Here is a 22436-nt window from a genome sequence, read left to right as displayed (position 1 = left end):
TCATACCCTATATGTATCCTGATGGAACTGCGCCTCGGGAAATCCAATGCCGTATCGCGGAACATGGCACTATTTATCATAGTGGATCCTGCTATTTTCAGGCTGATGTTGGAGGTTCCTTCACGGTAGTAACCGGAAACGCAAAATATGCAGCTACTGTGGGTCCAATCGAAGGTAATTACGCTCAGGGTATGTGGACCGGAGAAGCTTACGCGAACCATATGCACGGCCAGTTGCACGACCTTAATCGTTCCACTGAGGACCCGGCTTGTTGGGAAAACGATGAGCTTTCAATCTGCGCTTGGTAAGTCTCAGATCAAGGTTTTACAAAAAAGGTGACTGAACTGACGTTTAGCTGCCATCAGCGTCCGTTCCAAAAATGCTCCTTTTTGGCACAGGCAAAAACCACGCCGATCTACGCTGCCAAAAACCCCGTTCAAACCCCATGTGGTTGTTGGAGGTTTTTGGAAACTTTCATGATGACGGACATTCGTGCAATGCGCAGCATCGGACACAATGGGCTCACTGCCGCCATTCTCTGCCGCGCAGCATCGCCAGGCTAAGCGTCGATAAGAGCGGCATAGACGGCCCAGGCCTGCCGTTCAGCCATCCTCGGTCATGCTGCGGTGCGGCCCGTCAGAGCTGCCAGTCGCTGATGACGATCCGCCACATCTCTGCTAAAGAAATCGAAGATAAAATTCATTTCCGGGGCATAATCTGCCATGTTTGGACTTGGCTATTAGACGAAACGAATATTGGTATGCATTTCTTTTATCTGGATGAAGCAGACTGCACGGGAACTGACATTGCGCCAGGACAACAACCGATCTTCGTCCTGGGCGGTATTTCCGTGAGGGCCGACGGTTGGGTTCGAACGACCGGCGAGTTCGAACGAGTGATCACTCAGTATTTCGCTCCTGATCGAGTCCCAGCCGGTTTCGAATTGCACTCGAGTGAACTTCTCAGCCCGAACGGTGAAGGCTTTTTTGGCGGTCATAATCGGACGGGCCGTCTGCTAGTGTCTGTGATCGCATGCAGCTTGGTATTCATGCCGCCCTTGGTCAGTTCGATCTGGGCGGGTAAGGCTAGGCCGAGGTCCGGCCCAACTCAAGCCCGTTTCCTCTGACAAGGCCGTCGCGTGAGATGGTGAAGTTCGTTCGGCGGCACAAAACCACCACGTCGCAATCGGCCGCTGGCGCGGCAAGTGCGATTTAGCAAAACCATGCGCCCCCATGAAGGACGATTTCGGCCAAAAGCCGCCGTCGGTGACCAAACCCTGCCAATACGGTCAGATTAATTTGATCCGCGAGGAACTAAAGTCGGGGAATTTGGGTTCTAATGGTGGGACGGCACACATCGCCGCCCAAAACGCAAAAACTGTTTTTGTCAATCTGTATCAACTTTTTTTCAATCCACGCTCCGGGGCTTGCCCCGGCTTGACCAAAGGAAAGATTCATGGCCACGTCAACAGCATCCAATTCTAACGCCACTGCAAACAAAAAGAAAACCAAAACCTCGACAAGCGGCAAAACCCGCACCGTCAGCAAGGCAAAACCGGACGCAAAGGCCCGCACCAAACGCGCTAGCGCTGTTGCGCAAAAGTCCGCAGCAAAAACCAAAGCGACCGCCAAAGCACGTACATCGTCCGACAAAGGCTTGTCCGATCTTTTGGAACATGGCCTGAAAGACATCTATTATGCGGAAAAGAAAATTTACCGCGCCCTGCCAAAAATGATTAAGGCCGCCGAAGATGACGCGCTGGTTGAGGCCCTGACCAGCCACCGCGAAGAAACCGCCGAGCAAATCGAAACCTTAGAAAATGCATTTGAAGCGATGGGGCTGCGGGCCAAGGGCGAAAAATGCGACGCGATTGATGGCATTCTAACAGAAGCTGAATCCATCCTCGACGATTTTGGCGGCAGTTTTGCTTCGGATGCGGCCATCATATTTTCCTGTCAGGCGGTCGAACACTACGAAATTGCCCGCTATACCAGCTTGGTAGGGTTCGCCGACGCATTGGGTCTGGATGACGTGCAAGAGCTTTTGCAGTCAATTCTCGATCAGGAAAACGCCGCTCATACCAAGCTGGAAGATCTGGCCGAAGGGTCGATCAACGAAGCCGCCAGTGAGTATGACGAGGACGATACAGACAGCCACAGTGATGACAGCAAGTCCTCGGCCAAGGCGAAAAAATAGCCCGTCGCTAGTGAGACGCGCGCAGTCTTAGCGGCTGTGCGTAGTAAAAATCAAGCGGGGCAAGAGCCACTTGTCCCGCTTGACGCCTTTGAACCGGAGCATTTTCATGGACGATCCGATTATTCCCTTTGATTTTGACCGCATGTTTTTGGGCAGCGAACCTGCGCTGTTTTACCTGGAGATCGCTTTCCGAACCTGTCTGATTTACGCTTATTCCTTGGCGCTGATCCGCTGGGTGGGCGGGCGAGGCATTGCACAAATGTCGACCGTCGAATTTTTGTTGGTGATCGCCTTGGGCTCTGCCGTCGGAGACGCGATGTTCTACCCCGAGGTGCCGCTGCTGCACGCGATGTTGGTCATTACCGCGGTTGTCGTCATCAACAAAGCTCTGGATACGCTGATCTATCGCTACAAAAGTGTCGAAAAGGCGCTGGACGGTCGCACCTGCGAAGTGATCCGCGACGGTGTGGTTATCGTCGATACGCTACGCTACCACAATATTGGTAAAAGCGAATTATTTGAAAGCCTGCGCAGCCAAGGCATCTGCAATCTCGGTGAAGTTCGCCAAGGGTATCTGGAAACCTCGGGCCGTTTCAGTACGTTTCGCGCCGATCCCGCGCGCCGCGGCTTGCCCATTGAACCCGCATGGGATGTGCGGCCACCGCCGGTATCCGGCCCCAACGTTGCAATTGGTGCTGGGCACGCCATGGCCTGCTGCTGCTGCGGCAGCTTGACCCACGGCCCCACCCAAACACCATCCGCCTGCCCGGAGTGCAACGCCAAACAATGGACGCCAGCGATCAATGTTGATGGCCGAAGCGACGAAACCTAGCCAGCTCACTGCATTATTTCTTATAGTTAACAGTATAAAAGCGCCAATTGCGGGGTCAACGCTTGACCTCTTGAGACTGAAGTTCCCTATCGGCCGCCTTTGACGTCTTTAGGCTCTAAGTCACGCATACAGCAATCGCACGCTTAGGCTCCGAGATTATTTTGATCGTCGGTTCCCACTCTTCCCGAGTGTTAAAATGCCTGCCTCCCAAGTATCGCCGAGTTGCGGGACGAGCCAGCCCAAAACCGCATGAAATGACTCAAGGATTTGGGAACTGGTGCGGGCTTTAGTGGGTTGACCTCACGTACATCAACACAGAGGAGTTTCGTTATGGACCACACATTTCACCACCGCCTTGAAGCTGCCGAGCTGAATGAAAAAAATCTGACAGGTGCCACGATTTATGACGGACGAGACGAGACAATCGGCACAATTTCGCATCTACATGGTGATGGTGCCAGCATTCGTGTGATCGTTGACGTCGGCGGCTTTCTTGGCATCGGCACAAAGCCGGTAGCGCTCCAGCTTAACCAGCTTGACGTAATGCGCGATGACAATGGCACCGTCCACGCCGTAACTGACATGACCCGCGATCAGGTCGAAGCTTTGCCAGAACATCATCATTGATCCACCCTCCCCGATTATTCCGCATCGGCCCCCAGAACCAATCAACGGTTCTGGGGGCTTGTTTGTGCGGGCAGCCACGGCAAATGCGATCAGTCCAAATTGAACACACGCGCGGCTTTGCACGACGCCATAAACCCCAAGACTTCGCGCTCACCCACCCGCAGCCGCGTATCCCCCTAGGAACAAACCGGTCAAAAGCTTGACCTGCGCTTCTTGCGCCGCTGCGGCCACCGCGATTATGCGGAAGTGAATGTAGGAGCTTCGGCTAATGGCGGGGGGATAAAGGTGGTGTTTACGGATACGTCATCAATGCACATCGCTTGCAAACGGCTCTATGCGCTTGTGTGAATTCATTCATCCGTCCACGCGGATGAAATGGCAAGTGGGCCAATCCGCGCCTTGTCTACCTTTGAGGCAAGGCGGGTCCCTTAGGATTGCCGATTTTAGAACTTTAACAGTTAAGTGATTATAGGAAAACCCGCGCCCACGCTTGCGCCGGGCCAGGCTCGGCGTCTCGGTAGAGATATGAACTAGCCCGCCGGAAAGGGTTTCGCCCTCTAAAAAGCCTCTCGTAAGATCATCTGCATAGGCGGTCAGTTTTGACCCCTTAGACGAAATAATGGAACGCGATGATGGGATGCGCCCGCCTCCCCCAGCAACGCAAGGTTTGCCTGTGCGCCCTTCAAATCTGACTTCTACGTCTCGCCGCGCTTGGTAAACAATGCCGCACTGGCCGCACCTCGTCGAGCTTTGGATTTTGCGTGCGTTGAACTGCTCTTTCTGTTTCAAGAGATGCCTTGCGCCCTACGCAAAGCGGGTCGGAACCCGCGCCAAGTGCATTCAAAACCAACCGCATGTCGCAAAAATGGCTCCTTAATGACCACGCTCCCGTCTGGACGCCTTCAGGATTCGCACGTGAATAAGCTATTATACGCGCATGAAAGGTGGCGCGACGCGGCTGTCGGAACCTAAAACTGCCACCCAGCGTTGAGTTTGTGGAACCCACCGAAAAAGGAGCGCCCAATGCCTAACTCCCCTAAACCTCCACCAGTTGAAGTGCCGAACACACCGCTTCCGCCAACGCCGCAGCCCGACATTCCGAGGCCTGAAATCGAGCCGGATCATCCGTCCGAGGTACCGGACGTCCAGCCCATCCCACAACCGGCAGAGTTCCCTTCCGAGCTGTCGCCAAACCGCACCGCCCCCTAAGCGGGGTCGCCACAGAGCCTGTCCAACAAATTGGGAGTAGCTCAGTGCCTTTGGAACCAAACAGAGAGTTCGCGCGTTAGATGTATTATAACTTCAGTTTCTCTCCGTCAAAAAATGAACCGCGAAGAAGGGAAGAACCAGATGCGTAATTCGAAAATGAAGTCGTCGACGCCCCTCTCCCGTCGGGGGTTTATGTCAGCGGTTTCGGCGATGTCCATGCTTTCGCTGTCTCAGTGGCCCGGACAAGCTTTTGGACAGGGAGTGGGCGTCGACGCCTTTCTTGCGTTGTCAGAGAAGTTGATTGGTCAAGACAGCCTGCCCCAAGATATCGCGGGCGGGATGCTGTCTGCGTTCAATGCGACCGGGAAGATGGATAACATCTCAACCTTGTCTGCGGACACGGTCGACAGTGATCTGGCCAACGCCATCGTAGCAGCATGGTATACAGGTGAATCCCCCGATCCGGACGATTTGACAGTGCTTGCTTACGATGAGGCATTGATCTGGCAGGCGATGGATTTCACCAAACCTATGGGTTTCTGTGGTGGCGGTGTCGGCTACTGGGCCGATCCACCAGAGGCTTGATCAAGCTCTTTCCTTTCGATCCCCCATCAAAGACTCGAGGATTCCAGCAATGGCAAATGACATCACAGCAGACATTCTCATCATAGGGACCGGTATCGCGGGCGCGATAGCGGGCGCGAAGCTGGCGCAAAAAGGGCTGAAAGTGGCGTTTTTGGAAAGCGGCAAGCGGATAGATCGGTTTGATGCAGTCGAGACCTTTTGGAATGCCAAGATCAAGGTGCCGGAATCGGCCTACCCCAATGACCCGACCGCACCTCACCCTCTCACCCACAGGATCGGTGACTACTATCAGCAGATGGGGCCCGAGAATTTTAAATCCACTTACATCAAAGTGGTTGGCGGCACGACTTGGCACTGGTTGGGAACAACGCTGCGCAATGTGCCGGCTGATTTTAGGCTAAAATCGCTCTATGGCCACGCGGTGGATTGGCCGTTGGACTATGATACGCTAGAGCCGTTCTATCTGGCCGCTGAACAGGAAATCGGCGTGGCAGGCGACAGCAACGAGGATTTAGGGTCGCCGAGGTCCGGCGGCTTTCCGATGCCGATGATTCCGCAAACCTATCTCGACAAACAGGTCGGCAAAGCACTCGAGGGCACGAAATATCAACTGCGTGCAACACCACAGGGGCGAAATTCGATATTTCGTGCCGACCGCCCCGAATGCTGCGGTAACGCATCGTGCATTCCGGTCTGCCCGATCCAAGCGAAATATGACGCAACGGTTCATGTGCAACAAGCTGAAGGCGCAGGTGCGGTCGTCCATGACGAAACCACTGCGACACGGCTTAATCTTGGCGCAGACGGCCAAATTACTTCGGTGGATTTCCGTCGTGCAGACGGCAGCACCGGAACTGCCACCGGAAAAGTAGTGGTCGTCGCGGCGCACGGTATTGAGACCCCACGCCTGTTGCTGAACTCTGCACAGGAAGGTGCGCAGTACGGCGTTGCCAACAGCTCCGATCAAGTTGGCCGAAATCTGATGGACCACCCCAGCATGCTCAGTTGGGCCGAGACGCCCGAGCCGGTTTGGCCATTTCGTGGCCCTCTTTCGACATCGGGAATTGAAAACATGCGTGATGGGGAATTCCGCAAAGATCGCGCAGCTTTCCGCATTGAGATTGCCAATGATGGTCACGCCTGGCCCACAGGTGCGCCAATGTCGACGGCTGCTGATCTCGCCAAAACAGGTCTACGTGGTGCCGAGCTTGACGCGGCGATCAAAGATGCGACATCACGCCAGATTCGTATCAGTTCTCTGGTGGAGCAATCACCAGATGCGGAGAACCGTGTGACACTGTCCCCCGACAAGCGCGATGCCAATGGGATGCCGCTGCCACGCATTCACTATGATTTTGACGACTATACGCGCGCCGGCCTGGATGCAGCGCGAGACGCGCATGATGAGGTTTTTGCCGCACTCGGTGCAACCAACATCAATCATTCCCCGGATATTCAGGGATCAGGGCATATCATCGGAACGGTGCGGATGGGCAAAGATGCCAAAAATGCCGTTGTGGATGCCGATCTGCGCAGTTTCGATCATCGCAATCTGTTTCTTTTGGGGTCAGGCACGTTTCCCACCTCTGCCACGGCCAATCCAAGCCTGACCATCGCTGCGCTGTCGTTGCGGGCAGTGGACGCAATCGCAGCCAGCGTGGCATAAAATTACGCAAGACGGTACTTTGGACGCCGTGCTTGCGCATAAGGCCGAAGACGGCGACAAGTCCGTCGAAGAATATCGCGCATATTACAACACGGGCTATACCACAGATGTGGAGCGGATTCTGATCGACGGGTCCAGCGTGACGTTTTTTCGGGATGGCAAGCCCGTTCAAGGGCAATACGAAAACGACGGCTTCGAAATTCTGACTTACGAATCCGGCAATCAAGGCGTGCGTTACATCTTTGAAAGGTCGGGTGGCGACGAAGCCGCGCCGCAGTTCATCCAGTTTAGCGATCACATCATCGTGCCGACCAAGTCGGACCACTACCACCTTTACTGGGGCAATGACCGTGCGGAACTGCTGGCGGAGGTCACCAATTGGCCGACATATTTTCCAGCCGATCTGAGCGGGGCTGAGATCGCAGAAAGCATGATTACACATTAACTCACACATCAACGCAGCATGCTTGCCACATCAGGCAGGCGTGCCAACTCGTCCCAAACACCTCAGCCCAAACCCGGATCCGTGGGGCGCTGCGCAAGGAGTCGTGCTGTATTGTGAAGATTTCGGGCGAGATGGCTTGATCCTCGCGCAAAGGCATTCCTACACACGTCGAAACTCGTCAGTGTATCTCGTCGCAATTTCTTGTCTCCTTCATAGCAAACATTGCTCGAAAGAGACCGGAATTAAACCGGGACAGGACCACTATTTTATTGCCCAGTCGGCTGGACCGTTGCGGCCCGTGAGACTTATGATGCCGCCACCAAGTTTAGTTGGCTGGCACTCTGTACCAGCCCATTTTTTCGGTTCAGTAATTGTGCGGCAAAACTTTCCGTCCCGCACCGTCCATGCACCTTTGTAAGTTGTTGAACCAGCTTTGCCAGTCATACGACCATTCTTGCTAAGTTTAATCTCAGCCGTTCCGCTAACAATTGTCTTACCCGAAATCGCTTGCTTAATTGTTTCCGTTTCGTCGGCCTGCGCTGTGCCAAAGCTAGCTATGCTGGCGGATATACAAGCTACCAAAAATAATTTTTTCATCTGAAATCTCCATATTGAGTCAGGTGGCATCAAAAATAGCAGTCTGACCCTAGGAAATCTACGGTTTTATCATAATCTCGGTGTTCGCCGGCGAGTGAAGCGTGCTCAGCCCAAACCGGACCCTCAATGACCCTCGGCGATTCTGCGGCGCGGCCCGTCGAACCGGACTTTCGCTGCAACGCAAAATCAGTTGATGGCCGAACTCACACTGCGGACCAAGCCGACCTTGATTAAGTTAAGGCCAATGGCTGGTCTTGCAAAACAGGCATTCATCCAGCGATATTTTCTATGTTTCAAAAACAGTTCCTTTGGAACGGCTCAACGCAATCTTGCTCAGGTGAACTCAATATTCTGCAGGTCCACATAGTCTGAGCGGCACATGTTTGTGGTCTATTTCCAGAACGGGGTCGCGCACGCTCGTTGCGAACTGCCCTGCTAAATTGATCGCGTTTAACAACCACGTCGCATTGGGCGCACATGAGGTGTTTGCAGGAGCAGAGTGTGCTCGCGCAGGGAACTATGTATCAGTGCCGAAAAATAACAGAGTGAGAATCCGATGATAACGAATACCGCCACCCGCTACGGGCTAGTCGCCCGAGTTTTTCACTGGACGATTGCAGTCCTTATTTTGGCGGACATAGCGCTCGGGTTGCTTGGAAAATTCACACCGCGCTCCGGCGATACGGTGGGGTTCCTTCAAGTTCTGTATTCGACCCACAAAACAATCGGCGTCACGGTCCTTTTTCTCGCGGTATTGCGCGTGATTTGGGCAATCTCACAACCGCGACCTGTCCCACTTCATCCCGAACGCCGCGTTGAAACGTTCGCCGCAGAGACAGCGCATTGGGTGTTGTATGCGGCCATTTTTGTGTTGCCAATTTCTGGCTGGGTAATGCATTCGGCCGAAGTGGGTTTTGCGCCTATTTGGTGGCCGCTTCCCCAAAATCTACCGTTTACTCCCAAATCCGAAAGCCTGGCGATCATAGCCGCCAATGTGCATTGGATTTCGGGGATCGTTTTGGCAGCAACAGTTGCTGCACACGTTAGCGGCGCCCTCAAACACGCTGTTCTGGATCGCGACGGGACGTTGGCGCGCATGTGGAACGGGCGCGGGGTTGGCAATGCATCAGCGACGGACGCCAACAAAAGCGCATCTTTACTTGCCGCATTGGCGGTCTGGATGTTTGCAATTGGCGGGGCCTTGACCGTTTTTGCACCGACCCACAATGATACTGCAACTTCACAATTGCCCGCGCGACAGGCTGCAGGTTGGGTCGTAAAAGACGGGACCCTATCCATCACCATCACGCAAATCGGTGCGCAGGTGACGGGCGGTTTCGCAAGTTGGCAAGCCGCCGTTGACTATGATCCTGAAACTGGCACGGGCACTATTAACACAGTCATCGATACAACATCTCTCACGCTGGGGGCTGTGTCAGACCAAGCCAAAGGCCCTGAATTTTTTGACGTCACCAGCCACGCGCAAGCCGTCTTCGAGGGGGAGATTGCGCAGATCGACGGGCCTCAACATACGGCTACAGGCACGCTGACGTTGGCCGGGCAAACCGTTCCTGTGACACTTGATTTTGATCTGGACATCACGGAAGGCGATGCGACCGTTTCGGGTGGTACAGTATTGGATCGCCGTGATTTCGGCATGGGAGCAGCTTACCCAGACGAAAGCTCTGTCGGGTTTTCGGTGGATGTCTTGATTGAACTTACTGCGACACGGCCAGAGTAGAACAGGCGTCATTAGAAAGGGCCGCCAGATTGCTCTGTCGGCCCTTAAATTATTGAATTATAAATTGATTACTCTGCAGGAACCATCGCTTCAATGGAGATGTTGATCGCAATTTCATCACCAACGAACGGTGCAAATTGGCCCATGTCAAAATCAGAACGAAGCAGCGTTGTCGTCGCGTCAAAACCGGCCCATGGCAGATTTGCCATTGGGTGATCTGCCAACTGGTTCATCGTCGCGTCAAGCACGACAGATTTTGTGATGCCGTTTATGGTCAGATCGCCTGTGATCATGCCGGTGTTGTCGCCAGTCACTTCGATTGCGGTTGATGTGAATGTCACCAGTGGGTTGGTGTCAGCGCCGAAAAATTCTTCTGTAAGAAAGTGAGCTTCACGTGCGGGCCACCCTGTGATGAGGCTTTGCGCAGGAAAGGAGACTTCAACACTGGATGCCGCTGGGTTTTCTGTGTCCAGTTCGATGGTGCCCTCAAAGCCTGAGAACATGCCCGTCGTGGTTGAAAAACCCAAGTGGTCATAGCTAAAGACGATCTGGCTGTGCGATGCGTCAAGCATGTAGGTCACTGGCTCGGCTTGTGCTGCAGTCGCAAATGTTACGCCCATCGCCGTCGTGATAAGGAAGTTTTTCATTTTGATCTCTTTTCTGTGACTAAATTTGTTCGATTAGCTGCCAGACCGAAATAGCGAGTCCATACCATTGCACAATTCACTACCTTCGAACATTTGGTGTGCAAAAGTGAACAGCTTTCCGTGCAATTTTGTTTAGGTTCCGGAACGCCAGCTTCTGTTTTAATTGAATGGGCTTTGGCGAAATTGCTAGGCTCCAGACTTCGGTAACGGGGACGTCTCAGTCAAGTGCTTTTTGACATACGCATCCGGCCGCATAGTTGCGGATTTGATGACAGTTGTTTTCTGAGCCGTTCTGCTTTCGCCACAGCCTTCTTTTGAGATCACCCCGGGTGCATGCTTCGGTCCGTGGTCAGCGCGATGGCTACCAACATGATGCTGGTTCAAATGCAATTCCGATGTGCCCATCTCATAGGCGTGCTCGATGTTGGTCGGCAACAGTCCGGAGCACGGCATCATCGGAACCACGTCCCTAGGGGACCTCGAAGGCCTGCAGTCAGGCGCGTGACGGCAGGAAAAGCAATTTTTTAGACCGCATGGGGCACGGCAGTGTCTGATCGAAAGTCTGTGTCATCAACCCACATCCGGTGCAGGATCACCCCGATGCGCCGGGCTAACGCGACCATGGCGCGCTTACCACCTCTGCGGCGGGCGACTTGCGCTGCCCATGTTCTCAGCCAGGTCGAACGCCCGCGGTGCAACATCACGGTCGCAGCCTGACATAGCGCGCGACGCAGGTTGACATCACCTGCCTTGGTGATGCCGCCTGAGACATCGCGTTCGCCCGACTGGTTGCGTGATGGTGTCATGCCGACCCACGGGCCAACATTCTTGGAAGATGTGAACCGGGTGGGATCATCGACGGCTGATCTGTAGGTTAGCGCGACAACAGCTCCCACTCCAGGCATCGACATAAGTCGACGACAGACTGGGTCATCCTGAGCCATCTGACGGACAAGGCGTTCCAATCCCGCCAGCTCCTTTCGCAAGGATGCCCGTGCCAGAAGCATAGGGCCTGTCGCGGCCTCCAGCATCGAATTACCGTCCGCCAATTCGCGGATTCGGTGTTCATACCTGCCCCGAGAGATAGCACCAACTTTCAACCCAAAGTTCCGCAACAGCCCACGCATAGACATTTCTAGGGCGATCATACCTTGCTGGATGGCCTTTCGGGCACCGAGCACGGCACGAACTTCTTGCGCCGAGACGGATTTGCAGTGAACGGGCCGGAACCAGCCAAGGTGAAGCAGGCGCGCAATGCCCTCGGCATCCCGCCGGTCCGTCTTGATTGGCATCGCCTTCAGGGCGCCTTTTACCTGGCGGGTTTCCATCAGGACGACTTCAAGCCCTGCAACGCTCATTGCGCGATGTAACCATTGAGACAATGGGCCAGCCTCGAGCCCAATGGCGGCAATAGTGCCGTCCTGTTCGCGGGCCCAACGCACCAATTCTTCAGGTTCACTGGCGACCTGCGCTTCTTTCACGATCTTGCCATGCTCGCTGATCACGCAAATTGCGGTCTTTGCCAGCGATACATCCAACCCAACAAACAGTCTCATCCTGTAGCCCTCCATGTGGATCCAATACGGGATGGTCGACAAATTGCCCCTGATCTTGCAAGCGGTAACAGGCAGTGTGCAACGCAGGCCCCGTTACGGCATCTCATTGATTTTCAAAGCCAGAACAAGACGGTTGCGGCGAGGGCGATGGCAGAGAGAAAGACTTTCGGACATCTGTCGTCGCGTGTTGCGACCTATGAGGAGGATCAGAAAACAGTCCGGGGACTGTTTTCCCGACGATTGGCCAGTCCTTCAAACGCCCGAACATGATCTCGATGTGTTACCTGGCAGCGCATGTTTACATGCGCGAGAAGGCGATTGCGACGTTTGTAACGGCGCTTGTCGTATTTGACAGGCTTTGTGCGGGACTTCCGGCCAGGGATGCATGGCTTTATTCCCTTGTTTTCCAAGCCTTCACGGAACCAGTCCGCATCATAACCCCGGTCTGCTAGAAGCCATTGAGCAGACGGAAGACTGCTCAGCAATGCCGCCGCGCTGGTGTAATCGCTGATCCGCTGCCCGGCAGCGGTTTGCGTGCAAACCGCGAGAGGGGTGCCAGCGCTCATGAAGAAGCGAATAGGGCGTCCGTTTTCATCGGTGACGGCATGCAATTTAGTCCCTCTCGCCGATTGTTCCAATCGTCTGCCGGGCACCGGTTCATGCCGCCCTTGGTTCGGCCCCCCTCTCGGGCCATTGCGGCGCAATGCCCTGCCGGGCAATGATCAAACGACCGCGCCCCCCTTTTTCAACCCAAGGCTTGAAGCCGTTCGGTGCGCTTTGAGATAGGTTGCGTCCGCTGCCCGGCAGCGGTTTGTCTGCAAACCGCGAGAGGGGATCATTACCGTCTTTGGTGTGGCGGCTTCGGAAGCCAATCCGTCCATCATTCGGGCGAAGACGCCCATGGCACCCCATCGTTTCCAACGGTTGTAGAGATGGAGTGGTTCCCGCCCTCCCAAGGGGGCATCGTAATGTGCCAAAGTGGTGTTGTTCAACGCCCCGCGAAGAGGAGGACGGCGAGATGAAGGATATGATGATTGGGGTCGATCTGGCAAAGAATGTTTTTCAGGTTCATGGTGCCCTTCGAACGGGGAAGGTTCAGTTCCGCAAAAGGCTGACGCGAACGCAGTTTTCTGTGTTCATGGCTCAGCAGGAGCCCTGCTTGGTCATTTTTGAAGCTTGCGGCAGCGCGCATTACTGGGCGCGCGAGATGGAAGCAGTTGGCCATGAGGTAAAACTGATCGCGCCACAGTACGTTAGCCCGTTCGTTAAACGTCAGAAAAATGATGCTGCTGATGCTGAAGCGATCGTCATCGCTGCCCGCCAGTCGGAGATGCGTTTTGTTGAACCCAAAACGGTCGAACAGCAGTCTCGCGCAGCCTTATTCCGTGGCCGTGAACGACTGGTTCATCAGCGGACCGCGGATCTAAATGCATTGCGGGCGCTTCTATATGAGCACGGACATGTGTTTCCCGTAGGAATGCACCACCTCAATCGCATAACGGCCCTTGTAGAAGATGAGACCGTCGACTTGCATGCACTTATCCGCGAGGAGTGCTTGGATCTGCTGACGCAGATTGCAGAAAAAACGGCGCGTGTCATCGAGCGCACCACAAAACTCAAGACGCTGGCCGCCGAGTCAGACAGGGCGCGCCGGCTTCAGACCATGCCGGGTGTTGGACCGCTGACGGCCGTTGCCGTGGAAGCTTTCGGCCCAGACATGGAACAGTTCAAAACTGGACGCGACTTTGCGGCTTGGTTGGGTCTTGTTCCCAAGCAACATTCTTCTGGAGGCAAGGAACGTTTGGGGCGGATGACCAAGGCTGGCCAAGCCGATATCCGACGTCTCCTGATCATTGGCGCAATGTCGCGATTAGGCTGGCTTGGGCAGCGAACCATTTTGGAGGGCAGCTGGTTGTCACGAATGTTGGAGCGCAAACCCAAGATGCTGGTTGCGATCGCGCTGGCCAACAAAATGGCCCGCCAGATATGGGCGATGCTAACGAAGAACGAAGATTACAGGGATCCGGCGCTGGTGGGCTCGGCATGATGTTCATGTCAACCTGCTAGCGACGGTGCCAAGGGAGTGTAAGAAGACGACGACCTGAATGGGCAAAACGATCGAACAGATCCGGATAGGGAAAACCAGTAAGACCCTGAGAGTAAGAAAGCTCGGTGTAGAGATTTGGACCCGATCCGCTGATCACCATCCCGGCCCGCGGCTTTTGGAAATGCCGCATCTTGAGGCCTGACAAAAGTTCGCACTCGATCACACCCCAACAGGGTCAAAAACTTCTTGCAATATGGGCGGCAACCACAAAAGGGTCTTGGCCGGGCCATATTCCTTTGGGGCATCACACCACCGCAAACCATTGCGATTGATGAATATAATTCCACTCAGAACGCGCCCCCTCTCACGGTTTCAAGACAAACCGTTGCCGGGCAACGGATCATCCACGCGCGGCTTGCCATGGCGCTTCGGAAAAAACGGCCGCAGCCGCGCCATTTGGTCCTCGTTCAGCCAGTAAAGATTGCTCATAGCGCCCCCAAAATTTGGGCGTTTGAATCATGCAACCATCGCGGCCTCAAGCCGATTAATGGGTCTGGAGCCTAGGCTGTGGAACTATGCTTACAACCTAATTTTTGACTTTTGCCAAACTTGGCACATAAAGCTTGTAGGACCGCGTGCCAAACACACTTTCATGGGTGCCGGTTTTGAGACTCCCACGTTGCCCCAGGATCTTTGCATGCGGCGTCGCAGAGATTTTTACTTTAACGCGGGTTGCTGAATCGAGCTGCTTAACTGCGGGCAAGGTCGCTTTTTTGCTTCTGCCAATCGCTTTGGTCGTTTGTTTGGCTTTGCGTTTTGCAGATTTGGAAGGGGCAAGCATTGTCCCCCATAGCCCAGCGTGGCCCGCCGCAACGCTGGGCTTGAGATCGTGCGGACGCGCTTAAATGGATCTAACATTTGACCTCGGATGTGATGATTAGAGAGGGAAGGCTCTGTAGCCAGTTTGATCAGGTCCACGGTCCCGGCGCGCAAAAAGATGTTGGTTGTTTTGCTTCGATCAATCTAATCACCCTCATGGCCCCCCAGCTCACCCGGTTGTTTTGTGTTACCTGTCGGCCGATCATTGGGATCAAAAGTATGCTTGTTCGCCGGATCAATGCGCTGTTGGCGCTGGTCAATCACCCCTGGCTTCGGGTGGCGCAGATCTTCGGGGGATGGGTCATCTAGGGCGGGTTTCGTTTTCATTGCGCTAACCTCATGCTGTTCTGTGACAAGGGTTAAACTAAATATGGCCCAGCCGGTTCCACGGCTAGGCCACTTCATTTGCCCTTACAGGTTTGCCGTTTGCGACCGGCTTACATACCCTTTTTCTCACGAACCCAATTGCGCTCAGGCAGCTTTTGGATCAGCCTATCCGCACCCTGCGGCAGACCGAAAAACCAGTCATCCGGTTTAATGCCAGCCTTGGCGAACAGAGCCGCTGCCTCTGGTGTATTGCCGATTGCCTTGCAATGCGCGAAAGCATCCGAGACGAAATCAAGCGCGGCCTTGTCCCCAGTCAGCGCATCCGCGCCCGTTTTTGACATCACCAGCGCCACAGCATCAAACAAGACAGAGGGCGCGCCGCCGATCATTTCATCTGCAGCCAATATCTTGCCGGCTTTGGTTTTGACCCCGCCCACTTTCGGCGCAATGATCTTGACAGTTGCGCCCGCTTTTCGCGCCGCCTCGGTCACAGCCTTGATGATCGCCTCATCCGCCCCGTCGGTTACCAGCAGGCCAAGCGTACGGCCTTTGACAACCGGCGGTTTTTTCAGAATCGACAGCGCATCCGACGCGTCCAGATCAAGCGGCTCTCGTGCGGGAGCAACGGCAGGCGGCAGATCCAATGCGAGGCCATTCGCGACCTTTGCCGCAAGCCCTTCGTCCACATTGCGCAACTGGCCCAACACGCGGCCGCGGACATGCTCCAGCTTTACCTTGGACAACTCAAAAATCAGCGCATCTGCCATGTGGCCCTGCTCCACCTCGGTTTGCGAGACATAGAACATACGGGCTTGACTGAAGTGATCTGCAAAACTATCGGCCCGGATGCGCTGCTTTTCGGCAGCAGGTTCCGCAATCGACGCAAGCGTAATAAAACCTTGATCCGACGCGCGCGGACCCCCGTCCTCACCCGCCTCTGCAAGGCTGTTGGGCTCATAATTGGCGCGGCCTTTGGGGACCATGGTCTGCATCATGCCGTCGCGCTGAAAATTATGCATCGGGCAGCGTGGTGCGTTGATCGGGATCTGGTGAAAGTTGGTGGTGCCAAGGCGGGATTTTTGCGTATCCATGTAGGAAAACAACCGCCCTTGCAGCAGAGGATCATCGGAAAAGTCGATGCCAGGAACGATGTTGGTCGGCAAAAACGCTGCCTGTTCGGTTTCGGCAAAGAAATTATTTGGGTTCCGGTCCAACACCAGCCTGCCGATTATTTTAACAGGAACCACCTCCTCGGGAATCAGTTTGGTCGCGTCGAGGATGTCATAAGGGAAACTGTCAGCCGTCGCCTGATCAAACACCTGAATACCCAGCTCCCATTCCGGATAGTCCCCGTTTTCGATTGCGTCATGCAAATCACGCCGCAAATAATCCGGGTCTGCCCCGGAAATCTTGACCGCCTCATCCCAGGTGGTGGATTGCACACCCAGCTTCGGTTTCCAGTGGAATTTCACAAAGCACCAGTCGCCTGCCGCATTGACCAGCCGGAAGGTGTGAACGCCAAACCCTTCCATCATCCGAAAGCTGCGCGGGATGGCACGGTCCGACATCGCCCACATCACCGTATGCATACTTTCAGGCATCAGCGACACGAAATCCCAAAAGGTATCATGCGCCGAAGCTGCTTGTGGAAAGCCGCGATCTGCCTCGGGTTTGACGGCGTGAACCAAGTCGGGAAACTTCATCGCATCCTGAATGAAGAAAACCGGAATGTTGTTGCCGACAAGATCCCAGTTGCCTTCATCGGTATAAAGCTTGACGGCAAAACCGCGCACATCGCGTGGCGTGTCCTTTGAGCCTTTCGATCCGGCAACGGTCGAAAACCGCACGAACGCGGGCACTTTAGCGCCTTTTTTGGCAAAGAGTGAGGCGCGGGACAGGTCGGGGATCGGGGTCGTACATTCAAAAAACCCATGTGCGCCGCTGCCACGGGCGTGGACAATCCGCTCCGGTATCCGCTCGTGATCAAAGTGAAAAATCTTTTCGCGCAGCACGAAATCTTCCAGCAGGGTTGGTCCACGCGCCCCCGCCTTTAGCGCGTTCTGATTATCCGATATCGGGACCCCGTGATTGGTCGTCAAAACCGGCCCGCCCCGTTGCTGGGTTTCGCCGCCAGTCCCAAAAGGAATTTCGCTGCGATCATCACTTGGTTTCTTGGTCATGGCTGGCATCCTTGTGTTGAGAGGTGACATAAAAGCAAAGCTACGCCCAAAGGCGTCGTATCCGCCGCGATCCGGGATCAATGTCGCAGAGCAGTCCACGGGCAATGGCAGAGCCGATTTCGTGACTCTCCGTAATGCCTTGGACAAAAGGTTTGTCATGCATCAAGTAGGGAATAGCACCAAAAGCGATACGATCTTCAAACCCCAGCACTGCGATCAGGCGGTAGGCAGCGTCCACTTGCGGATAATCCTGCCCCGCCTTCAGGAGCGCCGCACGAAGGGTGGAAAACGGCAGATCAATGGAAGTCAGGGGCTTTTGGCCGCGCGCGTCGATGAATACATCAAAGCAGTGGCTTTGGTTGCCCTCCCGTACAACGCTGCGCCCGTTGCCAATGGTCAACTCATACTCGTCGCCCAAAGCTGCCACGTTCAAAATGCCCGCATCATGCAATGCCAAGAGCCGCCGGATCGATTCAGACGGCACCGCGGCGTAATTGTCGATAAAGACGCGGCGCAGTCCTGCGTCAAACCTCGCGCGGTCGTCTTCGGACAAGGCAGGAAGCATGTCTTGCAGCTTTTCATGCATCCGCAAAATAGCATAACGCCATGCGACCGTGAGATTTTTTGCCTTATTCTCCTCTACCTCCGCAAGATTGCGTCGGGCCCAATCAAAAGGATCATGGGCCAGACGCTCGGCAAAGTAACGGTCAGCAAAATCATCTGCCGATGAAGCAGCCAGATCCAGTTTTTCGGCATAATCAGGGTCGGCGCGAGAAAGCTCTTGCGTAAAAAGGTCGTAAAGCGACTCCAATCCGCGAGCAGTCTTTGTAAAGGCAGCAACCACTTCATCCGTCAGAACTTCCAACGGCGCATAGGGAATAGGGCAATAGAAATCAGCCTCGGGCAGCAGGCCGTTACGCGACATCATCGTGATCGACAAACTGCGCGCTGTGGTCAAATACGTCAAATCCCCATTCGCACAGCGCTGGAACCGGCCGTGCTGTTGGGCGACAGCCATCACCGTATCAATAGCACTCAGCGACGTTCCGAGTATCCCCACGTCCAACTCACCAATAGGCTCCTCAATCAGCCCTGACCAAGGGTTCGGAAAATATCCGCGTTTTGACGTGCCGCGCGATTGAAAATCATGACCCGTCGCCAAAACTACCTTATCGAAAACTTCGGTCGCGCCCGATGCCGTTTGTAGCACAACCGCCTGAGCGTCCGTTTGAATATCGGTCACCTCCGTCGCCTCGCGGAAATCCACCTGGTGACCATTGGCCCAAGCCATCGCTGTCACTTGTATCAACTGGTCACGAAAATATTCACCCAACAGCAGGCGAGGCGTGAAAAGCCGATCATGCAGTTCATCGCGCTTCATCCAGTAATGCGCAAGCTGTGCGTCCGAACGTGATTTCAACCAGTCAAGATAGGTTTGGCAGATCGGTGGTATCTCGATGCTGGCGATATTGGCCAGCATGGCGACGGATGCGCACTCAGGGGAATATGGCATGCCAATACCCGCCTTCTCTCCTTTCTCAAACATCACAATGCGAAGTGGTGCTGGTGACTGGATGAGGTGCGAAAGCACATAAGCACCGGTAGGTCCGCTTCCTATGATCGCAATTTGCATGTGGGGGCTCGTTAGTAAGGGGGCAGTCCACCTGAAACGCGCCTATGCAACATATGGTTCCGCACGTTTCAGCAGGTCAATTACGGGCTTGTCCGAACGCCGAATTGAAGAATTGCGAGATCGCATTGCCGTGATTATTATGATCGTTGTGATAAAATTGCGAAACACGCGCCGCACCTGATTCAACCCTCCTGACAATTCATGCTAAGGCGGAACGTAAATGCGCGGCTAAGCGTTGCCCACGATCAAAGGATAAAAGGACAGCGTTCAAATCATGGGCCAAGAAATTTGGGCGACAATTGTAAGTGAGTTTTCTGATATCCCGGATCTGTCCACAATAACGCGCATCACACTGCGCTTGGTGCTGGCTGCGGCGCTCGGCGGGATTTTAGGGTATGAGCGCGAATTCAAAGCAAGAAGTGCAGGTGTCAGAACGCATATGCTCGTCGCTGTCGGCGCTGCTCTTTTTGTCATTGGACCATTACAAGCCGGGATGCCCCTTTCCGACATGTCCCGCGTCTTGCAAGGGATCGTTCAGGGGATCGGCTTTTTGGGTGCTGGTGCGATTATTGTTCGCACAGCGCAACAAAAGGTGCAGGGCCTGACAACCGCAGCGGGCATCTGGGCGACCGCAGGCATTGGCATTGTAGCAGGTCTTGGATTGGAATCCACTGCCGTCCTATCGACATTTATCGTGCTGATGATCCTGTCCGTGGTTCCGCTGCTCGTTGCCTCGCCCAAACATCACCCCGACGATCAAAACGATCTGGAAGCCTGATTAAAGCTACATGTCCAACGTTAACATCACTTGGCGCGCGTTCACACAGGGTTTACAGGCTGTAAGGGCATCGCGCACATCCGACTTTGTCAAACTTCGCTTATTAAAACTTCTTCCATGACCACATGTGTTCCTGTAAAGTTCCGGCTCTACCCTTCCTAAAACAATCCTCGGATCAGACGATGTGTAACCTCTACTCCCAGACCAAAAGCCAGGACGCGATGCGGCATGTGTTTTATGAAATGCTCGAGGAGAATGAGGCGTTTGAGGATGTGACCGGCAACTTACCAGCGCAGGCGGGGATCTGGCCCGATTATACCGCACCGATCATCCGGCATGGCCCGCAGGGCGGCAGGCAACTCACCAAGGCCCGTTGGGGCATGCCAACGCCGGAGACGTTCCTCGAGGGCAAGCGCACTGACCCCGGCGTCACCAATATCCGCAATGTGGCCTCTCCGCATTGGCGGCGTTGGTTGGGCGTCGGGCACCGTTGCCTAATGCCCTTCACCAGCTTTTCCGAGATCGACCAACGGACGGGTAGCCCGCGGAACCATCCGGTTTGGTTCGCCCTTGGAACTGACCGACCCTTGGCGTTTTTCGCTGGCATCCGCACCGAATGGACTTCAGTGCGCAAATTGAAGGAAGGCGAGATAACGGCAAAGCTGTTCGGCTTTCTTACCTGCGCGCCCAATGCCGAGGTCGCCCCTGTCCATCCCAAAGCGATGCCGGCTATCCTGACGAAGCCTGCGGAGTGGCGGCAATGGTTGACGGCTCCTATGGCGGATGCGCTGCAACTTCAGCGCCCTTTGCCAGACGGGATGTTGCAGATCGTGGCTGAAGGGGAACGGACAGATGCGGTTTGAACCTGCCTCGGATGATGCTTTCACCCTACGCCAACGGCGGGTGCATGAGGCAGAGGGGCGTGGACGGAGGGCTTTCGCGCTGCTGCAGGCGGCGCGTCATTCCGGTCCTTTGGTCTGGATCCTGCCCGCTCATGCGGTCGAGGTGCCAATGCTGCGCGGGCTGCCGCTTGGTATCGGCGAACGATTGCACCTGTTGCGTCCGGGCAGTGAGACCGATCTCTTATGGTGCATTGAGGAGGCTTTGCGGGCGGTCCCGGTGGGTTTGGTCATCGCGGAACCCTCTCAACCGCTGTCCCTGACCGCCGGTCGCCGCTTTCAACTGGCAGCGGAAGCTGGGCGCACGACGGGCCTCATGCTGATCCAAACCGATGCTGGCAGCAACGCCACCGAGACCCGCTGGAGTTGCGATCCGCAGGCCAACCCACAAGCCGACTCGACTCTGCATCGATGGACTCTCAAAAAGAACAAACGGGGAAATTTAGGAAGTTGGATATTGAACTGGAATGGCGCGTCGGCTGCTGTCCATATGGTTTCCGCAGGCTGGCGAGCGACGCCAGCCTGCGGAACCGGCCCGTTGAAGGGCCTTTTGCACTGACCCTTCGGTCAGCCAATTCCGATCATCTCCATTGCGTGAACCTAGCGGCCAATGCACGCGGGCTGCACCGTGGCATGGCCCTGGCCGATGCTCGCGCGATTTGCCCCGATCTTGCGACACGGCCCGCCGACCTTGCGCGTGAAGCAGCGGCCCTCGCCGGTTTGCGCCGCTGGGCCAGCCGCTATGCGCCGATGGTGGCCAGTGATGGCCCGACGGGTTGATGGCCGATATTTCCGGCGTGCCGCATCTGTTCGGCGGTGAGGTTTATTTGCGCGATGATCTGCAAGCGCGGCTGGAACGCGCTGGTTTGGCCGCCACCAGCGCCATTGCCGGCACGCGTGGTGCCGCCCATGCGCTCGCCCGTCATGGCGACGGCATCATCCACGACGGACGGTTGGAGCAAGGGCTTGGCGGCCTGCCGATCACCGCGCTGCGCATTGACCATGACACGGCTGCAGGGTTGGCACGTGTTGGGCTGACCCGCATTCGGGACCTTCTGCCCCTGCCCCGCGCGCCCCTTTCCCGCCGGTTTGGTCAAGGGCTGGTGATGCGGCTGGATCAGACTTTGGGCCAACATGCCGAACCTGTCGCCGCCGAACCTGACTCGCCGCATTTTGGTGTGCGCATGACCTTGCCCGACCCGATCGGCCTGCAATCGGACGTGATGGCAGGGTTGGAACGTTTGCTGGACCGCCTGTGTGCCAAGCTCGCCGCCACCCGCATGGGCGCGCGCCGTGTGTGGCTGGAACTCCGCCGCGTAGATCGCGGCGTGGTGCTGGTCGAAATTGGTCTTGCGCGCCCGATGCGCGACCCCGCCCGCATTGCTGCCCTATTTGCCAAAGGCGTGGATGACATCGACGCAGGTTTTGGCATTGACGCCATGCGGCTGACCGCCCCTGTGGTGGAACCCCTCGCACCGGAACAAATCGGTGGCACCGGTGTCCGGACTGAAGATGCACTGGCCGATCTGCTCTCATCGCTCGGCAACCGCAGCGGCTTTGACCGCGTGTTGCGGCTGCTATGACCTTGGGCC

At 55.5% G+C, this 22436-nt stretch carries 21 protein-coding genes and 3 pseudogenes; 15 read left to right on the top strand and 9 right to left on the bottom strand.

What is annotated here, in order from left to right:
- Positions 1–739 precede the first annotated feature (739 nt).
- Positions 740–997: a hypothetical protein gene (locus EOK75_RS20685; RefSeq protein ID WP_168199121.1), complete on the bottom strand. Its 258-nt coding sequence runs from the start codon at positions 995–997 to the stop codon at positions 740–742.
- 235 nt (positions 998–1232) lie between these two features.
- Between EOK75_RS20685 and EOK75_RS02335 the strand changes: the two genes are divergently transcribed.
- From EOK75_RS02335 to EOK75_RS02305, 7 genes and pseudogenes are all read left to right on the top strand, one after another.
- Positions 1233–1484, top strand: coding sequence for a hypothetical protein (locus EOK75_RS02335; RefSeq protein ID WP_137192399.1), 252 nt, complete (start codon positions 1233–1235; stop codon positions 1482–1484).
- Positions 1456–2196: a YciE/YciF ferroxidase family protein gene (locus tag EOK75_RS02330; RefSeq protein WP_137192398.1), complete on the top strand. Its 741-nt coding sequence runs from the start codon at positions 1456–1458 to the stop codon at positions 2194–2196. Before EOK75_RS02335 ends, EOK75_RS02330 begins: the two co-directional genes overlap by 29 nt.
- A 106-nt stretch (positions 2197–2302) precedes the next feature.
- Positions 2303–3028 carry a DUF421 domain-containing protein gene (locus tag EOK75_RS02325; RefSeq protein WP_137192397.1) on the top strand — a complete coding sequence of 242 codons (726 nt, stop codon included), beginning with the start codon at positions 2303–2305 and terminating at the stop codon, positions 3026–3028.
- A 330-nt stretch (positions 3029–3358) separates the two neighbouring features.
- On the top strand, positions 3359–3655 hold the full coding sequence (locus EOK75_RS02320; RefSeq protein ID WP_137192396.1) for a PRC-barrel domain-containing protein: 297 nt from the start codon (positions 3359–3361) through the stop codon (positions 3653–3655).
- A 1323-nt stretch (positions 3656–4978) separates the two neighbouring features.
- Positions 4979–5449, top strand: a complete 471-nt coding sequence (locus EOK75_RS02315; RefSeq protein ID WP_240793999.1) for a sorbitol dehydrogenase family protein — start codon at positions 4979–4981, stop codon at positions 5447–5449.
- Between the two features lie 49 nt (positions 5450–5498).
- Entirely contained in the window at positions 5499–7115 is a 1617-nt protein-coding gene (locus tag EOK75_RS02310) for a GMC family oxidoreductase (protein WP_137192395.1), read from the top strand.
- Between the two features lie 4 nt (positions 7116–7119).
- Positions 7120–7560: pseudogene (locus tag EOK75_RS02305) on the top strand (ZinT family metal-binding protein); the annotation flags it as partial.
- Between the two features lie 261 nt (positions 7561–7821).
- Here the strand turns inward: EOK75_RS02305 and EOK75_RS02300 are convergent.
- The gene (locus tag EOK75_RS02300) at positions 7822–8157 is read right to left on the bottom strand and encodes a hypothetical protein (RefSeq protein WP_137192394.1); all 336 of its coding nucleotides are present in this window, start codon (positions 8155–8157) and stop codon (positions 7822–7824) included.
- 556 nt (positions 8158–8713) lie between these two features.
- Between EOK75_RS02300 and EOK75_RS02295 the strand changes: the two genes are divergently transcribed.
- On the top strand, positions 8714–9898 hold the full coding sequence (locus EOK75_RS02295) for a cytochrome b/b6 domain-containing protein (RefSeq protein ID WP_137192393.1): 1185 nt from the start codon (positions 8714–8716) through the stop codon (positions 9896–9898).
- A 68-nt stretch (positions 9899–9966) separates the two neighbouring features.
- Here EOK75_RS02295 and EOK75_RS02290 read toward each other — a convergent pair whose 3' ends face one another.
- The 3 genes and pseudogenes from EOK75_RS02290 to EOK75_RS02280 all read right to left on the bottom strand — a co-directional run.
- Positions 9967–10545: a YceI family protein gene (locus EOK75_RS02290; RefSeq protein WP_137192392.1), complete on the bottom strand. Its 579-nt coding sequence runs from the start codon at positions 10543–10545 to the stop codon at positions 9967–9969.
- 524 nt (positions 10546–11069) lie between these two features.
- On the bottom strand, positions 11070–12101 hold the full coding sequence (locus tag EOK75_RS02285; RefSeq protein ID WP_137192047.1) for an IS110 family RNA-guided transposase: 1032 nt from the start codon (positions 12099–12101) through the stop codon (positions 11070–11072).
- Positions 12102–12214: 113 nt separating this feature from the next.
- Positions 12215–13093 (bottom strand): annotated as a pseudogene (locus EOK75_RS02280) (transposase); the annotation flags it as partial.
- 26 nt (positions 13094–13119) lie between these two features.
- Between EOK75_RS02280 and EOK75_RS02275 the strand changes: the two are divergent.
- Positions 13120–14148 carry an IS110 family RNA-guided transposase gene (locus EOK75_RS02275; RefSeq protein WP_137192391.1) on the top strand — a complete coding sequence of 343 codons (1029 nt, stop codon included), beginning with the start codon at positions 13120–13122 and terminating at the stop codon, positions 14146–14148.
- A 270-nt stretch (positions 14149–14418) separates the two neighbouring features.
- Here the strand turns inward: EOK75_RS02275 and EOK75_RS02270 are convergent.
- Positions 14419–14637: pseudogene (locus tag EOK75_RS02270) on the bottom strand (hypothetical protein); the annotation flags it as partial.
- A gap of 97 nt (positions 14638–14734) precedes the next feature.
- Entirely contained in the window at positions 14735–14989 is a 255-nt protein-coding gene (locus tag EOK75_RS02265) for a hypothetical protein (RefSeq protein WP_137192390.1), read from the bottom strand.
- Positions 14990–15066: 77 nt separating this feature from the next.
- On the opposite strand from EOK75_RS02265, the gene EOK75_RS20680 reads away from it, so the two are divergent.
- Complete coding sequence (locus EOK75_RS20680) at positions 15067–15336, top strand: hypothetical protein (RefSeq protein ID WP_168199120.1); 270 nt, start codon at positions 15067–15069, stop codon at positions 15334–15336.
- Positions 15337–15464: 128 nt separating this feature from the next.
- Here EOK75_RS20680 and EOK75_RS02255 read toward each other — a convergent pair whose 3' ends face one another.
- Both EOK75_RS02255 and EOK75_RS02250 read right to left on the bottom strand, forming a co-directional pair.
- Positions 15465–17534: a catalase gene (locus EOK75_RS02255; RefSeq protein ID WP_205965470.1), complete on the bottom strand. Its 2070-nt coding sequence runs from the start codon at positions 17532–17534 to the stop codon at positions 15465–15467.
- Positions 17535–17574: 40 nt separating this feature from the next.
- Positions 17575–19167, bottom strand: a complete 1593-nt coding sequence (locus tag EOK75_RS02250) for an FAD/NAD(P)-binding protein (protein ID WP_137192387.1) — start codon at positions 19165–19167, stop codon at positions 17575–17577.
- A 361-nt stretch (positions 19168–19528) separates the two neighbouring features.
- Here EOK75_RS02250 and EOK75_RS02245 point away from each other — a divergent pair, with 361 nt between their 5' ends.
- The 5 genes from EOK75_RS02245 to EOK75_RS02230 all read left to right on the top strand — a co-directional run bounded on the left by EOK75_RS02245 (position 19529) and on the right by EOK75_RS02230 (position 22427).
- On the top strand, positions 19529–19945 hold the full coding sequence (locus EOK75_RS02245; protein WP_240793998.1) for an MgtC/SapB family protein: 417 nt from the start codon (positions 19529–19531) through the stop codon (positions 19943–19945).
- Positions 19946–20127: 182 nt separating this feature from the next.
- Positions 20128–20808, top strand: a complete 681-nt coding sequence (locus EOK75_RS02240; RefSeq protein WP_137192385.1) for an SOS response-associated peptidase — start codon at positions 20128–20130, stop codon at positions 20806–20808.
- Positions 20798–21403 (top strand): ImuA family protein, encoded by a 606-nt coding sequence (locus EOK75_RS20675; protein WP_168199092.1) that lies wholly within the window; start codon positions 20798–20800, stop codon positions 21401–21403. Before EOK75_RS02240 ends, EOK75_RS20675 begins: the two co-directional genes overlap by 11 nt.
- 35 nt (positions 21404–21438) lie before the next feature.
- Positions 21439–21624, top strand: coding sequence for a Y-family DNA polymerase (locus EOK75_RS21205; protein WP_240793997.1), 186 nt, complete (start codon positions 21439–21441; stop codon positions 21622–21624).
- Positions 21624–22427, top strand: a complete 804-nt coding sequence (locus EOK75_RS02230; protein ID WP_137192383.1) for a Y-family DNA polymerase — start codon at positions 21624–21626, stop codon at positions 22425–22427. The genes EOK75_RS21205 and EOK75_RS02230 overlap by 1 nt, the downstream gene beginning before the upstream one ends.
- The last annotated feature ends 9 nt before the right edge of the window (positions 22428–22436 follow it).

Origin of the sequence: Pseudorhodobacter turbinis, from assembly GCF_005234135.1 — a bacterium.
Lineage (GTDB): Bacteria > Pseudomonadota > Alphaproteobacteria > Rhodobacterales > Rhodobacteraceae > Pseudorhodobacter > Pseudorhodobacter turbinis.
The sequence above is the reverse complement of the archived record's forward strand: the minus strand, read 5'-3'. Positions and strand labels throughout refer to the sequence as shown.

Coding starts and splice junctions, on each gene's coding strand:
- EOK75_RS20685 (WP_168199121.1), bottom strand. CDS start 997: ATGACCGCCAAAAAAGCCTTCACCGTTCGGGCTGAGAAGTTCACTCGA.
- EOK75_RS02335 (WP_137192399.1), top strand. CDS start 1,233: ATGAAGGACGATTTCGGCCAAAAGCCGCCGTCGGTGACCAAACCCTGC.
- EOK75_RS02330 (WP_137192398.1), top strand. CDS start 1,456: ATGGCCACGTCAACAGCATCCAATTCTAACGCCACTGCAAACAAAAAG.
- EOK75_RS02325 (WP_137192397.1), top strand. CDS start 2,303: ATGGACGATCCGATTATTCCCTTTGATTTTGACCGCATGTTTTTGGGC.
- EOK75_RS02320 (WP_137192396.1), top strand. CDS start 3,359: ATGGACCACACATTTCACCACCGCCTTGAAGCTGCCGAGCTGAATGAA.
- EOK75_RS02315 (WP_240793999.1), top strand. CDS start 4,979: ATGAACCGCGAAGAAGGGAAGAACCAGATGCGTAATTCGAAAATGAAG.
- EOK75_RS02310 (WP_137192395.1), top strand. CDS start 5,499: ATGGCAAATGACATCACAGCAGACATTCTCATCATAGGGACCGGTATC.
- EOK75_RS02300 (WP_137192394.1), bottom strand. CDS start 8,157: ATGAAAAAATTATTTTTGGTAGCTTGTATATCCGCCAGCATAGCTAGC.
- EOK75_RS02295 (WP_137192393.1), top strand. CDS start 8,714: ATGATAACGAATACCGCCACCCGCTACGGGCTAGTCGCCCGAGTTTTT.
- EOK75_RS02290 (WP_137192392.1), bottom strand. CDS start 10,545: ATGAAAAACTTCCTTATCACGACGGCGATGGGCGTAACATTTGCGACT.
- EOK75_RS02285 (WP_137192047.1), bottom strand. CDS start 12,101: ATGAGACTGTTTGTTGGGTTGGATGTATCGCTGGCAAAGACCGCAATT.
- EOK75_RS02275 (WP_137192391.1), top strand. CDS start 13,120: ATGAAGGATATGATGATTGGGGTCGATCTGGCAAAGAATGTTTTTCAG.
- EOK75_RS02265 (WP_137192390.1), bottom strand. CDS start 14,989: ATGCTTGCCCCTTCCAAATCTGCAAAACGCAAAGCCAAACAAACGACC.
- EOK75_RS02255 (WP_205965470.1), bottom strand. CDS start 17,534: ATGACCAAGAAACCAAGTGATGATCGCAGCGAAATTCCTTTTGGGACT.
- EOK75_RS02250 (WP_137192387.1), bottom strand. CDS start 19,167: ATGCAAATTGCGATCATAGGAAGCGGACCTACCGGTGCTTATGTGCTT.
- EOK75_RS02240 (WP_137192385.1), top strand. CDS start 20,128: ATGTGTAACCTCTACTCCCAGACCAAAAGCCAGGACGCGATGCGGCAT.
- EOK75_RS20675 (WP_168199092.1), top strand. CDS start 20,798: ATGCGGTTTGAACCTGCCTCGGATGATGCTTTCACCCTACGCCAACGG.
- EOK75_RS02230 (WP_137192383.1), top strand. CDS start 21,624: ATGGCCGATATTTCCGGCGTGCCGCATCTGTTCGGCGGTGAGGTTTAT.